Source organism: Rheinheimera lutimaris, assembly GCF_013283795.1.
GTDB classification, from domain to species: Bacteria; Pseudomonadota; Gammaproteobacteria; order Enterobacterales; family Alteromonadaceae; genus Alishewanella; species Alishewanella lutimaris.
Map to the genome: position 1 here is coordinate 181421 of NZ_JABSOD010000003.1, position 14526 is coordinate 195946.

The following is a 14526-nucleotide window of genomic DNA, read 5'->3' on the forward strand; positions in this document are numbered from 1 at the left end:
TACACGGTTGTATCAAGCAACGTCTCCTGAATAAAAAAGATAAAAAAATAAGCGACACCATTGGAGGAAGTTATGTTTAAACAAACAGTTAAAATCTACAGTGGCATATCATTGCTGTTACTGGCAGCCAGTGTTCAGGCTGCCACACCTAACGCCCCGGTGATCAGTTGGATGCCGGCCGATTACCAACTGCAAAATGGCAGTGTGCAGGTGCCGATACGTTGGGATATGTGGTGGGGCACCAACGGCAATAAGTGGTATTTGCAGAAAAATGACAGCGTTGTCTATGACGCAATACTTACGCCAAACGGCCAAAATGCGCAAACGGGCAACACCAGCTTAACCTTTACCCAGCCCGGCAGTTACCAGCTACAAGTCAGCCTGTGTCAGGTAAATGGCGCCACTGAAGAATGCGCGCAAAGCGGCATCACCACGATAAATATCAGCGGCGCCGGCGGTGGTGATGGTGGAGATGGCGGCGATGGCAGCTTTGACCCCTGGACCGATCTGGATATGACCGCCTGGCCGCATCCGTTAAAGCAAAATAACGTCGCTTATAACAACAGCACAGGCAAAAAAGTCGGTGCCTATTTTGTTGAATGGGGCATTTATGGCCGCGCTTTTAACCCTGCTGATATACCAGCACAAAACCTGACCCATATTTACTATGGTTTTATCCCGCTGTGCGGCCCGAATGAGGGTTTGCGCCAGGCGAATCCGGAAGGTTATGCCGCGCTAAACAGCCAGTGCGCTGGTAAGCCGGATTATTCAGTGGTGGTGCACGACAAGTTTGCCGCGCTGGAAAAAGGCTACCCGGGTGATGTCTGGGATCAGCCAATCCGCGGTATTTTTGCTGAGCTGTACCGGCTGAAACAAGCGCATCCGCATATCAAAATTCTGCCGTCTGTCGGCGGCTGGACCTTATCTGATCCGCTGTATCAGGTTGGCGTAAACCCGGCAGCCCGTGCGGTGTTTATTGACTCCATCATTGACTTTATCCGCACCTACGATTTCTTTGACGGCATTGATATCGACTGGGAATTCCCGGGCGGCGGCGGTGCCACACCAGAATTGGGTAGCCCGCAGGATGGCGCCGGTTTTGCCACTTTAATGCAAGAACTGCGCGCTGCGCTGGATGCACTTGAAGTGGAAACAGGCCGCGAATACGAGCTGGCCGCAGCGATGTCGGGCGGCGTGGAGAAACTTAGCGTAGTGGATTGGGAAGATGCCGCACCTTACATGGATTACATCAACCTGATGACCTACGACTACTACGGTGCCTGGAACGGCGTGTTAGGCCACCAAACCGGGCTCTACCCATCACCTAACTCACCTATCAGTGGCTTTAGTGCGCATGAAGCGGTGCAGTACCTGCTTAATCGCGGTGTACCGGCCGGCAAAATAGCGCTGGGCGCCGCTATGTATGGTCGTGGTTGGCAGAATGTGTCGGGCACCAGCGGCGGTAATCCGTTTACCGGCACCGGCGGTGATGGCATTACCGGCGGCTGGGAGCGCGGCATTATGGACTACAAGAAAATAGAAGCCGACTTTATGGGCGGGCCGGATGCCAGTGGCGTTAATGGCTTTACTGTAGGCTGGGATGACACTGCCAAGGCCAGTTACGTCTGGAACCCTGCGACCAACACGCTGATCAGTATCGATACCAAGCGCTCGGTACGTGAGAAAGGCGCCTATATTCTGCAGCATCAGCTGGGCGGCATTTTCGCCTGGGAAATCGATGCCGATAACGGCCATATTTTAAACGCGATGCATGAAGGCTTAGGCCATACGCAGCAATAACTAATATTGCCGCGGCCCTATGCTACTTAGTTGGCTCGGGCTCTATAACCTAAGTGATTGGAGTTGCAGTGAGGCGACGAGTGAGCGAGACCCCATGAGCATAGACAAACTATGTGATTGGGGCGAGCAAGCGAAGTCAACAAAGCTGCCGCTTCAAGCACGACGGGTATAGCCGGCATTTTGCAGGAACTTAAATATGAAACTAACTACAACCTTGTCGCTGCTGGCGTTGGCCAGTACAGCGGCTTTTTCTGCCCGCGCGGTTGATTGCAGCAATCTGGCGCAGTGGCAAAACGATGCCGCCTATAGCAGCGGCGCTCAGGTACAACAGCAACAACAGGCCTTTCAGGCTAACTGGTGGACACAAGGCAACGACCCGCTCAGCCATTCTGCGCCCTATCAGGAGTGGAGCTTGCTTGGTGCCTGTGATGGTGCTGAGCCTGAACCGGATCCAGACCCGGAGCCTGAGCCAGATCCTGAACCAGACTCGGAACCCGAGCCGGATCCAGAACCTGAGCCGGATCCCGGCGTACCGGGCGACAGCAGCTGCCGGCCCGATGGCTTATACCAAACCCCCGGCATTACGGTGCCGTACTGTACGGTGTATGACGCCAATGGCCGCGAGATTATCAGCCCGGATCATCCGCGGCGCATTATTGGTTACTTTACCAGTTGGCGTCATGGTAAAAACGGCCAGCCGGCCTATTTAGCCTCCGATATTCCGTGGGACAAAATTACCCATATTAACTACGCCTTTGCCCATGTTAATGGCGCTAATCAAATCTCGGTTGGCGATGCAACTGACGCCAACAATGCCTCTACCGGCATGGAATGGCCGGGTATCGCCGGCGCAGAGCTTGACCCCAACCTGCCCTACAAAGGCCACTTTAACTTGCTGCAAAAGTACAAACAGCAGCATCCGCATGTTAAAACGCTGATTTCAGTGGGTGGCTGGGCAGAAAGCGGCGGTTATTTTGACAGTAACGGCGAACGCATTGCCAGTGGCGGTTTTTATACCATGACCACCAACAGCGACTTAAGTATTAACAATCAGGGTATTAACACCTTTGCCGACTCAGCCGTGGCCTTTATCCGCCAATACGGCTTTGACGGTGTCGATATTGATTACGAATACCCCACCAGCATGAACGACGCAGGTAACCCGGACGATTTTGCACTGGCAAATGGTTTACGTGGCGGCCTTATGCGCTCTTATGTTGAGCTGATGAAGGTACTGCGGCAAAAACTGGACGCCGCCGGTGCGGCAGACGGTAAGCATTATCTGCTGACCATCGCCTCACCGTCGTCCGGCTACCTGCTGCGCGGTATGGAAGCATTTCAGGTTACCCAGTATCTGGATTACGTTAATATTATGAGTTACGACCTGCACGGTGCCTGGAACCAGTTTGTCGGCCATAACGCCGCGCTGTTCGATACCGGCGAAGATGCAGAGTTAGTCGCCTGGAACTACTACAATACCGCGCAATACCAAAATATTGGTTATCTGAATACCGACTGGGCGTACCGCTATTTCCGCGGCACCATGCCCGCCGGCCGTATTAATATTGGTATTCCTTACTACAGCCGCGGTTGGAAAGATGTGCAAGGCGGTAACTTTGGCCTCTGGGGCAGCGCAGCCTTACCCAACCAAAGCCAGTGCCCACCCGGCACCGGTGGCAGCACAGTAAGCAAATGCGGTAACGGCGCTGTGGGCATCGACAACCTGTGGCACGATAAAAACACCATGGGCAATGAAATGCCGGCTGGCTCTAACCCGCTTTGGCATACCATGAACCTGGCCGAAGGCATCAGCGCCAGCTACTTCAGCCTGTATGATTTAGACCCGACCAATCCTGAACATCAACTAACCGGCAGCTACAGCCGGCATTATGATGCGACGGCCGTGGCGCCCTGGTTGTGGAATGCGCAGAAACAGGTGTTTTTATCGGTAGAAACCGAGCAAAGCATCGCCGCCAAAGCGCAGTATGTGATTGATAACGGCATCGGCGGTGTAATGTTTTGGGAGCTGGCCGGCGACTACGGCTGGAATGCTGCCAAAGGCGAGTATTTTATCGGCAACACCCTGACCACGCAGTTCTATAACAGCTTTAACGGCGCCACACCTTATGGTGCAGTAAAAGCTGAACGCGCTATGCCAACACAGGCAGCCGATATCCGTCTGAGCATCAGCGATTTTAAACCGGGCGATCAGAACTTTCCGATTAACCCCAAGCTGACCTTAACCAACCATAGCGACAGCACTATTCCGGGTGGCAGCAGTATCAGCTTTGATGTGCCCACCGCCATACCGGATAGCATCAGCGATCAAAGTGGCTTTGGTTTAACGGTAATAGAGAGTGGCCGCAACGCCAGTGGCAATAATATCGGCGGCCTTGACAACAATCTGCACCGCGTCGCCTTTACTTTGCCGGCCTATTTAGCTGTCGCCAGCGGTGAAAGTGTCACGGTAACACTGAATTATCAGCTGCCAATGCCAATGCCGTCAAACTGGGTATTAACCGCTAATGGCAGCGACTATGCCTTTGCCGAAGAGTATCCGCAGCTGCCTGTTGTCAGTATTGGCACAGGAGATGGTGGTGACGGCGGCGACGGTGGTAACGGTGAAAGTTGCGGTGGTATTACGGCCACCATTCACCCTTACCCGCAGTGGCCGCAAACCGATTGGGCCGGCAACCCAAGTCACGCCAGTGGCGGTGATCATTTGTCTTACCAGGGCGGCGTGTATAAAGCCAACTGGTGGACTAACTCGGTGCCGGGCAGTGATGGCAGCTGGAGTTTTATCTGTAATTTATAGCACTTAATAATCCGGGCGGTTGGGCTGAAAGCTCACCGCTTTTCCCAGGTTTTGGGTTTCGGGTAATGCGGTGAGCGGGTAACACTTTTCAGGCTCGTCGCAGCAACTCGCGCCCGGGCGGGCACTCAGACACTCTGCGCCGCCCTGCCAAGGTCACGCCCCTCACCAATATCGAATTCAGTGCAGCCTTGAAACGTCTTGGCAGCATAGGAGATCCAAAGATGAAACCCAACCATTTAATCCCAGCAATCCTATCAACCAGCCTGCTATTTATCAGCCTGCAGGCCAGCAGCCATGGCTATGTCGACTACCCCAAAGCCCGGCAGCAAATTTGTAAAGACGACGGCGGCTACTGGTGGCCGGCCGATGGCAGCGGTATTCCCAATGCAGCTTGCCGTGCTGCTTACCAGCAATCCGGCGGCTATATGCTGACGCAACATCATGAATTTTCTGCTAACGTCGGCGATTACCGCAATATGGCCGCCGTACAAAGCGTGGTTAGCGATGGCAGCCTGTGCGCTGCCGGCGACAGCCGCAAGAGCGGTATCGATATTCCGTCAACTGAATGGCAGCGCACCACTGTCGATCTGGCGACAAGCAGCGAATTAACACTGCGCTTTCGCGCCACCACACCGCATAACCCCAGCTTCTGGCAAGTTTAATGCCGGCAGCGGCGACAACCCGCCGCCACTGTGGTTTGATAACGGCACTTATGTGAACTTGCAGACCCCGGCCGAAGTTGGCGCCCGGGGGTAGGTAGAAATTAGAGCTGTTTACTCTAAACTCACCAAAGCGCTTGTTTCGACACGGCCAGCCACATAATCACCAGCACGGTTGCCGGTAGGGTGATCAGTGCCAGATTGGTAAAAGCTTTATGGTAAAACTGCACCAGCGCCTGCTGGCGTGCTGTTAAGGCGGTACCGGCACTGCGCCTGGCGATTAGCCGGTTTACCTTCCAGTTACCCAGCCAGATATCGACTATTTCCAGCGGTACTATGATTAGCAGCACCAGCCAGAGCTTTTGTTGCAGCCACGGCATGCTGATAAAACCGAATATAAAAGCCACGCCGGCGCCGCTTAACAGCAGGGTAACCAGTGCAATATGTTCCAGTGTTAGCGTCCAGAAAAATACCCGGTACACTTTGGCGGTGGCAGCTGATAACTCGCCTTCCTGCTGCTGCATATAGCGCAGTACCAACCAGGATCCCAGCGCCGGGCCTAACCACATCACCAGTGAGCCGATATGAATAACCTTAAGCGCGGCGTACATGGTTTGCCCCCCCACAGCTTCCAGGCAATCAGTACAAACCAGGCGGTGCTAAGCACCATACTGGCGGCGGTAAAGTACTCCGCCAGTTTCAGCTGCTGCAACGCTACGCTAACCGACAAACCCAGGCCCAATAGCCAGACCACTATGCCGGGGTATAGCCAGAGTTTTAACGCCGGTTGCTGCTTTAACAGCGCCAACGTTAGCAGCATACCGCCGATGTTGTATAAGCCGTTACCAAGAAAGCCGGTCAGGTGCATGGCAAGTAAATCAATAAACTGCAGTGTGGCAACATCGGTAATGGCGATATGAGGCATGACAAAGGCGTACAGGGTTTCGGCCATCAGATCCGGCGCCATGCCAAGCGCCACCAGCAACACACCATACTGCCGGGCGGCGCCCGGCTCCAGCGCGGTAGACAGCATAACGGCAAAGGCGAGTAAACTGAGCGCGGCCAGCATCCAACTTAGCCAGCCCAGTTGCCATAGCAGAAGGTTGTTATTGATGTAATTAAGCCTTGTAGCAAGGTCATCACCTACCGGTAAGCCCGGTCGCATCGGGCCGTTCATCATAATGCAGGCAATAAAAATCAGTATTGCAATCAGTAGCGTGGCGTAAAAATAATGCGGTTTCGTCATATCAGGCAGTCCATAGCGACAAGGCAGTTATCTTAAAAAGTATGTTATTCGTTTAAGGGGGATATTCCGGCTGACTTATGCATGTTATCCGACCGGGCGAGCAAGGACATTACTTTGTGTCCTGTAACCGATATCAAAGCAGTTGATATTTTAAACCGGTATTGACGATTCGCGCTCTACCAGTTCCGGCATAAAAACGTTATTAACTTCGATGTTTTTGTTGTAAAGGTTTTTCAGTAGCCACAGTGCCGCCATTTTTCCCATTTCATGTATGGGGTTGTTTACCGTGGTTAGCTTAGGCGACACATAGCGGGCGAAGGGGATGTTATCGAAGCCGACGAAAGATAAATCTTGCGGAATATACATACCCCGTTCTAAGCACACTGATATTGCACCTGATACCATTTGGTCGTTGGCGCATACTACTGCGGTAAAGGGTTTTGTCGGCCGCTGTTGCAACAAATAAGTCATGCCGTCTACGCCGCCTTCCTCGCGGTAATCACCTTCGAAGCACAGCGCAGGGTCAAAATCGACATTCACTTCGCTTAGCGCGCGCTTGTGACCCACCAAGCGTTCAATGGCATCGTGTTTTTTGGCGGGTCCGGAAATGTAGGCAATATTACGATGGCCTTGCGAGATCAAATGCCGGGTAGCCATATAACCGCCTAACTCATTCTCCAGATAAATACAGCGCTCGTTAATTTGCTCAATGTACCGGTTGATGAGTACAATCGACGTCGGGCCTTTGCTCAGATTGATCAGGTATTCATCGGATACGGCTTCCACGTCTAAAATTAATGCATCGCAGCCGCGGTCTAATAAAAACTCCACGCTATCTTTTTCTTGCGCAGCATCGCTGTGGCCTACGGCAATAATAACGTGTTTGTTTTCTAAACGCAGAGATGCTTCAATTTCAGCCATCATCGGGCCATAGTAAGGGCCGTCTAATTGCGATACCAGCACGCCAACACTGTTAGAGCAATTAGACGCCAGCGACTGGGCAAAGGTGTTGGGCCTGTAACCCAACTTATCCATGGCATCAAGCACCTTTTGCCGTGTTTTTTCACTGACATTGGTGTTTTTGTTCATCACCCTGGATACGGTGGCTAATGACACCCCAGCCAGTTGAGACACATCATAAATTGTTGCCATAGTTGTGCAGTCGCTTATTTTTCCAATAAAAATGCAAAGGAGTTGCCGACACTATTCTGTCGTTTGTTTCAATTCCCGGCTAATTACCGCTATTTTGTTATTGTCCAGCAAGTACCAGCGCATTATAAAGGCAACGGCAATTGAACCGATAGCCGGGAACAGGCTAAATGACAATAATAAACCGGTTTTAGTGGCATCACTTTGCACAACATCAGCCTGATAGCCGTATCCTGCTAACAGCCAACCTGCGGTGGCACCGCCTATAGCAATACCTAATTTGATAAAAAATACAATGGAAGAGTACACCATGCCTGTGGTTCTGATACCTGTTTTCCACTGGCCGTAGTCAACTGCGTCAGCCATTTTTGCCCACAACAAAGGCGTACCGGTGTTAAACACCATATTCCACAATACGTACAAGGTTATCGCCAGTATGGCCTGCTCTGCCGGCACAAAGAAACTAGCTGCACATAAGGTTGCCGCAACAAGTTGAATGGCAATATACAGTTTAACTTTACAAAATCGCTTTGCCAGTTGGTTAGCGACAATACAACCAATAATGCTACCAAACATACCCAGCGTAATAATCAGTGAAATACTGTCAGGCATTTCCAGGTAATATTTAATGTAATAAATAGCAAGGGTGGTACGCAAGACAAAGCCACTCATTAAGAAAAGTGTTGCTGTCGCCAGTACACGCCATTGGTCGTTTTGCCACAGGGTTTTAAAGTTCTGCAGGTAAGTGCCGGATTGCTCCTTAGGCGGGATAACACGCTCTTTAGTGCCGTAGAAGCAAATTAAAAACATCATCACGCCCAAAATGCTCATTGCCATAATGGTAAGTTGGTAGCCTTTTGCTTTGTCTCCCTGGCCAAAATACTCCACCAGCGGCAAGGTGCAGGCTGAAACCAGTACACCGCCGATGAAGGCAAAAATAAAGCGATAAGTTTGTACCGATACCCGCTCTTTAGGGTCGTCGGTAAGGGACGCGCCTAGTGCGCAGTAAGGGATATTGATGGCGGTATAAACCATCATTAACAAGGTGTAGGTGACAAAGGCGTAAATCATTTTACCGTTTTCAGATAAATCCGGTGTGGTAAATGCCAGCACACTGATCACGCCAAAAGGCAGGGCAAACCAGAGTAAGTAGGGCCTGAATTTACCGTGTTTACTTTGAGTGCGGTCGGCGAAAGCTCCCATTAAGGGATCGGTAACCGCATCCATTATTCTAACCAGTAAAAACATAGTGCCGACAAAAGCCGGTGAAATACCAAAAATGTCGGTGTAAAAAAAGGTTAAAAACAACATTACGGTTTGGAACACGATATTGCTGGCTGTGTCGCCCAACCCGTAGGCCATTTTTTCTTTGATGCTAACCATACTTACCTCAAAATTATTATTATTTTTACCCTGTTGTGGAAGCGACTAGCGTGAGCCAATCAGCGCTTTATATGCCAATCCACTGTTTTTAATCGTACGTTTTTGGTTGGCGTAGTCCACATAAACAATACCGAAGCGTTTCAGATAGCCCTCTGCCCATTCAAAGTTATCCATCAGGCTCCAGGCGAAATAGCCTTGCACATTGACACCTTGTTCTACGGCATTGTGCACTGCTAACAGATGTTGCTGGTAGTAATCGATACGATCCTGGTCTTCGACAATGCCATCTACCAGCTTATCCGGCATAGCGGCGCCATTTTCAGTGATATAAACCGGCGGTAATGGATATTTCTGGTGCAATGATACGAGTAAATCGGTAAACGCTTGCGGATAAATTTCCCAGCCCATATCCGTTTTAGGCGCATCCACCATATTCACTTCCGCAAAGGGTTTACCGGGGGCGGCTTGATAAACCGTACGGGTATAGAAGTTAATGCCCAGGAAATCCAGTGGCGCCTGCATAATGGCAAAGTCGCCATCGTGAATAACCGGTTTATCCTCATCAGATAACAGGGCAAAACTGTCCGGGTAAGCGCCATCGAACAGTGGCTTAATATACCACTGGTTAAAATAGTCATCGGCCAGTTGGGCAGCGGTTTTATCGGCCTCACTGTCGGTATGCGGATAGGCTGGTGTAAAATTAAGTACGATACCATTCAGGCTGTGTGGGCTGTTTTTTTGCAGCACCGGCATAGCTAAGCCGTGCGCCAATAACAAGTGATGCGCTGCTTGCCGGCCGAAAGCTTTTTTTGCCAATCCCGGAGCATGAATACCCACTTCATAACCCAGATAAGAGCTGCAAAACGGCTCATTAAAGGTGGCGTAAGCGTATACCCTGTTGCCTAAAGCCTGCGTTATCTTGTCAGCATAATCGCGAAACAAATAGGCTGTCTGCCGGTTTAGCCAACCGCCGTTGTCCTCAATGTGTTGTGGTAAATCCCAGTGGTACAAGGTGACATAAGTTTTGATTTGCTTCGCATTTAACGCGTCGAGTAAATTAATGTAAAAATCGACACCTTGCTGGTTCAGGCTGCCATCTTTGTGAATCACCCGCGGCCAGGATATCGACAGGCGGTAGGCATCGACACCCAGTGAGCTTATCAGCTCAACATCTTGCTGCCACAAGTTGTAGTGGTTGCAAGCAACATCTCCGTTGGAGCCGTCACGCACCTTGCCTGCGGTGGCGCAAAAGGTATCCCAAATACATGGTAGCCTGCTGTCTGAGGCTCCTTCTATTTGGAAGGATGCTGTAGCCACACCGTAGGTGAAGGCTTTATCAAGCAATTTTGACGCTTTAGGTAAGCTATATTTCATAATGTAATCGCTTTCATTTTTTGTCTGCTAAAAAGGCGTAACGTCCGTTTCATTTAATGCTCGCCCGGGGGTTAACTAAAATTAGTAAAGATATTGGCGGTAAGGCGCCCACTGACAGCTGAGCCATCAATGTCGGTAGCGTCATCTACCAGAGTGGAGTGCAGCAAGTTGCCGGGATAAATAATCAGCCGGTTGGCTTGATAAGGCACCTGATAGTACAGCTCATAATGGTTGTCGCTTTTTACAAAGTACTGTTGTCTAGGGTTGCCGTGCTTGTCGATAAATCGTTGAGCAGAGTTAAAATAGTGCTCGCGGCGCGCATCGCTGATACGCTCATACCCTGTCGGGATATGGCGGAAAAAGCCGGTGCTGCCATGCGGTTGCGGGTTTATATAGTGCAGGAAGGCAAAATAATAACTGTCGGAGGTATCAAAGTGCGGCAGGCATTGCAGCGGTTTCAAGCTGTCGCCGCGTTGATTGATCAGTGCGAAAAACAGGTTTTGAGGTTTTAATCTTAGCTGCTTAGGTACCTGATAAACATCGTAAATAAGCGGATAAAGTGTAGTTAGGGTGGCGCCGATATAGTCTTTGGGTAATGGTGCTTTCAGGCCGGGATAATAGGCTTTAACATCGGGTTGAAAGTCACTTTGCTGCGCAGTATGCCTAAGTGTATCAATGTCGGTGGCGAAATCATCAATGATGATTAATGGCGTGCGCTCCTGCCCCAGATGTACTATCACGGGTTGCAGTGCGTTATTTATGCCAAAATCAAAGTGCTGCATGGTTACATCGCCGTGGCTTTACAGTAATGCTGAATAAAGTCGTTATGGGGCGGGTATTTCGCCACACTGCGTTGCACGTTCGCCTGAATCGTTTTTAAAAAATTGTCCAGTTCGCTGTCTGTCATGGCGTCGACTATCGGGTGATACTGCTCCGGCATTAAACCTTGCCCTAACATCACCTGGATCCAAGAGCTTTCGCCAAACAGTTCCTGGGCAAACTTGTATACTTTGCCACTTTGTTTAAACAGCGCAATGCGATGTGCCAGTGACTCTGGCACGTCCATATCTCGGCAGTAACGCCAGAATGGCGTGTCGCTGCGCTCTGTCACTTTGTAGTGCAGGATAATAAAGTCACGAATGTTGAGTAGTTCAACTTCAGTCTGATGGTTAAACTCATCCACATCAGCACTTTGAATACCGTGTGCAGGAAACATTTGCAGCAAGCGAATAATGCTGCGCTGAATAAGGTGAATGCTGGTTGATTCCAACGGCTCTAAAAAGCCCGCCGACAGCCCGATAGCAACACAGTTTTTATGCCAGTGTTTACGCCGGGTACCGGTGCGGAATTTGATCAGCCTGGGGTTGGTTAACATCTCCCCGTCAACATTGTCAGTAATGCTCTGAATTGCCGCATCATCGCTAAGGTATTTACTACAGTACACTAAGCCATTACCAACCCGGCTTTGCAGAGGAATGCGCCACTGCCAACCAGCATCCCGTGCGATAGATCGGGTATAAGCAATAGGTGCTGCAATGCTTTTAGTTTGTACAGCGACTGCACTGTCGCAGGGCAGCCAGTGGCTCCAGTCTTCAAAGCCGGTGTTCAGAGTTTGCTCTATTAATAGTGCTTTAAAGCCGGTGCAATCAATGAACAGATCGCCATCTATTTCCTCACCGCTTTGCAGAGTCAGCCCGGCAATGTCACCATTTGCATGTTGTTTAACGGTAGCAATTTTGCCTTCAATACGCGTTAAACCATGCTGCTCTGCCAATTGGCGCAGGTACTTTGCATATAGCGAGGCATCCATATGATAGGCATGATTAAGATCCTGATTTGGCAGCACAGCAAAACGACCTTCACGTGCCGCCAGATGCTCTGTGCAGTATGCACCTATATCTTCGGCGATGCCACGCTGGCGGCCTTTAAGCCAAAAATGTTGAAAACCACAAGCCCAGCAATCTTTGCCTAAATAACCAAAGGAGTGCAGGTAGTTTTTGTTTGTGTCATGCCAGTTCTCAAACGAGATCCCCAGTTTAAAGGTGGCGTTGGTCGCGGCCATGACTTCGGTTTCTTTCAAACCCAACAGGCGATGAAAGATATGCAGTGTCGGGATCGTGGCTTCACCAACACCAACAGTGCCAATCTCATCAGATTCGACCAGCACTACCTCAATCGTTTTGCCCATTAGCTTGGCGATGGCGGCGCCGGTCATCCAGCCTGCGGTACCGCCACCGGCGATCACCACTTTTTTTATACGCTGCAAAGCATTCATGCTTTCCCCTGTGCTGCTATGGCGTTGTATGTTGTCATTGTCAGTCAACGCTTTAATTTGTTCAGCAGGTCAGCCCGTAATTGGCGCGCCTGCAATTCGGTTATCGGTTTTGTTAACATGGCCTGCGCGTCGGCGGGAATATGCTGCTGCGAGACGTCATCATGCTCAAAAATGTAATGCTCGAAAATGGCTTTCCACGCCTGGCGCTGCGCTTTGGGTAAACTGCGTAAGCTCAGTACGCTCATTAATAGCGCGTTGTTCGGCCTGCCCAAATACGCCGGAGTGTCCCGCCACCAGTGGCTTATCAGCACATTAAACGGCGTGTGCGCTTTAACGTGATGCCACCACATGCTGGGAATAAACAGTACGTCGCCCGGCTCCAGCGTGGCGCTTTGTGCTGCCGCCAGTGCCTTGCTAAAACGCGGAAACTGCTGCAAGTCAGGCTGATCAAAATCGACCATACTGATGTCCTGACCGCCGGGGGCGAACTCCATTGGGCCCGGGTATAAATTGCTAATTTGCTCGGGTGGAAACAGCGTGAAAGTGCGTGAGCCTACGACATTACAGGCTAAATTGTGTGGAAAGTCATAGTGCGCAGCGATGCGCGATTGGTTGCCGATCCAGACACTGGTGAGCGGGGTAATACCTTGCAGCGCAATGCTGTTATCGTTTGCCAAACCACTAAACCAGCGCTCAATTTCGGTAGAGCCCATATACAGCGTACTGGCATCTTCGGCAGCGAGCGCCAGTAAACGGTCGAGGAATTGATTAAAATCAATCTTGCCAGCCTGAAAGTTAAACCCGTTGCACTGGTCATTGTAAAAAATCCGCCCGTTGTGTTCGGCAGGCAGTAAACAAGCCGTTACCGGTTCACCCTGATAAAACTGGCGTAAATAGTCTGCTGCGGCCATGGCGCTTTGTAACCCTGCTTGCACCAGCGGCCAATGTTTGCATTGCTGCTTAAACACTAATGGAGTGGTTGCCCCGGCAATGATCTGCTGCAGGCTGGCATTGTCGCAGGCGGGCAGTGACGCAATGGGAGTAAGGGCCGCAGTCATATTAGTAACCTTAGGCTGCAGCGCTGGCATTTAGCTGATTTTTCAGCTTCAGCAGGGTGCGCACATTGGCTTGCGAAGCAATCAGCATATAAATAGCCTGCAGGTAACCTTTAGCGTGCAGTTGGCCCAGTACGTCAGTAGGTAATGCCGCCAGCGTGTCCTCATTGATGGTGTAAAAACCAATCATCTGGTGTTTGCTGCCATCATCGAGCTGAATATCCAAGGTAAACGATTCCAGCAATTTGTGCTCCAGCAGCAAAGCGACAAAAGCGGCGTTGTCTTGCAAACCCAGATGAATGGTTTTGAGCATACTGGACACTTCATCCAAATATGGGCTGCTGCCACCTAAGGGTAAAAATAACGCTTCGCCTTGTGCTTTACTGACGCGCGGGCTGTCTAAATCAAGGTGAATGACGCTTTGCGTCTGTTCTGTACCGTCTTCACGCACCACTTGTTTGCCAATTAAAAACGGTTGGCGGCGCAGTGTTAACGGCACATAGTAGCCGCGCCAGTTGTCGTCATGTAAAAACAGGTTTTCGTGGTGCGTAAAACCAAACACGGCGACAGAGAAAAATTGCCCGGTCGCAGCATCTTTATGAAAAAAAATGGGGTAATGCGCCTGCACACTGCGAAACTCCAGTGGAAAGGTGGGAGTAAACCAGACATTGTCACCAAATTCTGCACCGCGTGCGGTAATCACCTTTAGATCCAGATGCTCTACGCTGTTGAGTAATACATGCTTGCTCATCGTTTATCCTGTTGATATC

The 14526-nt window shown here is 50.6% G+C and carries 12 protein-coding genes; 3 read left to right on the plus strand and 9 right to left on the minus strand.

Annotation, left to right across the window (positions count from 1 at the left end):
* Positions 1 to 72 precede the first annotated feature (72 nt).
* The 3 genes from HRH59_RS04010 to HRH59_RS04020 all read left to right on the plus strand — a co-directional run bounded on the left by HRH59_RS04010 (position 73) and on the right by HRH59_RS04020 (position 5277).
* Positions 73 to 1800 carry a glycosyl hydrolase family 18 protein gene (locus HRH59_RS04010; RefSeq protein ID WP_173499984.1) on the plus strand — a complete coding sequence of 576 codons (1728 nt, stop codon included), beginning with the start codon at positions 73 to 75 and terminating at the stop codon, positions 1798 to 1800.
* A gap of 196 nt (positions 1801 to 1996) precedes the next feature.
* Positions 1997 to 4615 carry a glycosyl hydrolase family 18 protein gene (locus HRH59_RS04015; RefSeq protein ID WP_173499985.1) on the plus strand — a complete coding sequence of 873 codons (2619 nt, stop codon included), beginning with the start codon at positions 1997 to 1999 and terminating at the stop codon, positions 4613 to 4615.
* 221 nt (positions 4616 to 4836) lie between these two features.
* On the plus strand, positions 4837 to 5277 hold the full coding sequence (locus HRH59_RS04020; RefSeq protein WP_173499986.1) for a lytic polysaccharide monooxygenase: 441 nt from the start codon (positions 4837 to 4839) through the stop codon (positions 5275 to 5277).
* Between the two features lie 122 nt (positions 5278 to 5399).
* Here the strand turns inward: HRH59_RS04020 and HRH59_RS04025 are convergent, their stop codons facing one another.
* The 9 genes from HRH59_RS04025 to HRH59_RS04065 all read right to left on the minus strand — a co-directional run bounded on the left by HRH59_RS04025 (position 5400) and on the right by HRH59_RS04065 (position 14507).
* Entirely contained in the window at positions 5400 to 5885 is a 486-nt protein-coding gene (locus tag HRH59_RS04025) for a DUF2269 family protein (RefSeq protein ID WP_173499987.1), read from the minus strand.
* Positions 5843 to 6520 (minus strand): hypothetical protein, encoded by a 678-nt coding sequence (locus tag HRH59_RS04030; RefSeq protein ID WP_173499988.1) that lies wholly within the window; start codon positions 6518 to 6520, stop codon positions 5843 to 5845. The genes HRH59_RS04025 and HRH59_RS04030 overlap by 43 nt, the downstream gene beginning before the upstream one ends.
* Positions 6521 to 6670: 150 nt before the next feature.
* A complete protein-coding gene (locus tag HRH59_RS04035; protein ID WP_173499989.1) occupies positions 6671 to 7672 on the minus strand; it encodes a LacI family DNA-binding transcriptional regulator in 1002 nt (333 codons plus the stop codon).
* 51 nt (positions 7673 to 7723) lie between these two features.
* Positions 7724 to 9052, minus strand: coding sequence for a glycoside-pentoside-hexuronide (GPH):cation symporter (locus HRH59_RS04040; protein ID WP_173499990.1), 1329 nt, complete (start codon positions 9050 to 9052; stop codon positions 7724 to 7726).
* Positions 9053 to 9097: 45 nt separating this feature from the next.
* The gene (locus HRH59_RS04045) at positions 9098 to 10426 is read right to left on the minus strand and encodes a GH1 family beta-glucosidase (protein WP_173499991.1); all 1329 of its coding nucleotides are present in this window, start codon (positions 10424 to 10426) and stop codon (positions 9098 to 9100) included.
* A gap of 71 nt (positions 10427 to 10497) precedes the next feature.
* The gene (locus HRH59_RS04050) at positions 10498 to 11208 is read right to left on the minus strand and encodes a DUF6445 family protein (protein WP_173499992.1); all 711 of its coding nucleotides are present in this window, start codon (positions 11206 to 11208) and stop codon (positions 10498 to 10500) included.
* A 2-nt stretch (positions 11209 to 11210) separates the two neighbouring features.
* Entirely contained in the window at positions 11211 to 12701 is a 1491-nt protein-coding gene (locus HRH59_RS04055) for a tryptophan halogenase family protein (protein ID WP_173499993.1), read from the minus strand.
* A gap of 44 nt (positions 12702 to 12745) precedes the next feature.
* Positions 12746 to 13759, minus strand: a complete 1014-nt coding sequence (locus HRH59_RS04060; protein ID WP_173499994.1) for a cupin-like domain-containing protein — start codon at positions 13757 to 13759, stop codon at positions 12746 to 12748.
* A gap of 10 nt (positions 13760 to 13769) precedes the next feature.
* Positions 13770 to 14507, minus strand: coding sequence for a SapC family protein (locus HRH59_RS04065; protein ID WP_173499995.1), 738 nt, complete (start codon positions 14505 to 14507; stop codon positions 13770 to 13772).
* Between the last annotated feature and the right edge of the window lie 19 nt (positions 14508 to 14526).

Coding starts and splice junctions, on each gene's coding strand:
- HRH59_RS04055 (WP_173499993.1), bottom strand. CDS start 12,701: ATGAATGCTTTGCAGCGTATAAAAAAAGTGGTGATCGCCGGTGGCGGT.
- HRH59_RS04060 (WP_173499994.1), bottom strand. CDS start 13,759: ATGACTGCGGCCCTTACTCCCATTGCGTCACTGCCCGCCTGCGACAAT.
- HRH59_RS04020 (WP_173499986.1), top strand. CDS start 4,837: ATGAAACCCAACCATTTAATCCCAGCAATCCTATCAACCAGCCTGCTA.
- HRH59_RS04065 (WP_173499995.1), bottom strand. CDS start 14,507: ATGAGCAAGCATGTATTACTCAACAGCGTAGAGCATCTGGATCTAAAG.
- HRH59_RS04025 (WP_173499987.1), bottom strand. CDS start 5,885: ATGTACGCCGCGCTTAAGGTTATTCATATCGGCTCACTGGTGATGTGG.
- HRH59_RS04045 (WP_173499991.1), bottom strand. CDS start 10,426: ATGAAATATAGCTTACCTAAAGCGTCAAAATTGCTTGATAAAGCCTTC.
- HRH59_RS04030 (WP_173499988.1), bottom strand. CDS start 6,520: ATGACGAAACCGCATTATTTTTACGCCACGCTACTGATTGCAATACTG.
- HRH59_RS04010 (WP_173499984.1), top strand. CDS start 73: ATGTTTAAACAAACAGTTAAAATCTACAGTGGCATATCATTGCTGTTA.
- HRH59_RS04035 (WP_173499989.1), bottom strand. CDS start 7,672: ATGGCAACAATTTATGATGTGTCTCAACTGGCTGGGGTGTCATTAGCC.
- HRH59_RS04050 (WP_173499992.1), bottom strand. CDS start 11,208: ATGCAGCACTTTGATTTTGGCATAAATAACGCACTGCAACCCGTGATA.
- HRH59_RS04040 (WP_173499990.1), bottom strand. CDS start 9,052: ATGGTTAGCATCAAAGAAAAAATGGCCTACGGGTTGGGCGACACAGCC.
- HRH59_RS04015 (WP_173499985.1), top strand. CDS start 1,997: ATGAAACTAACTACAACCTTGTCGCTGCTGGCGTTGGCCAGTACAGCG.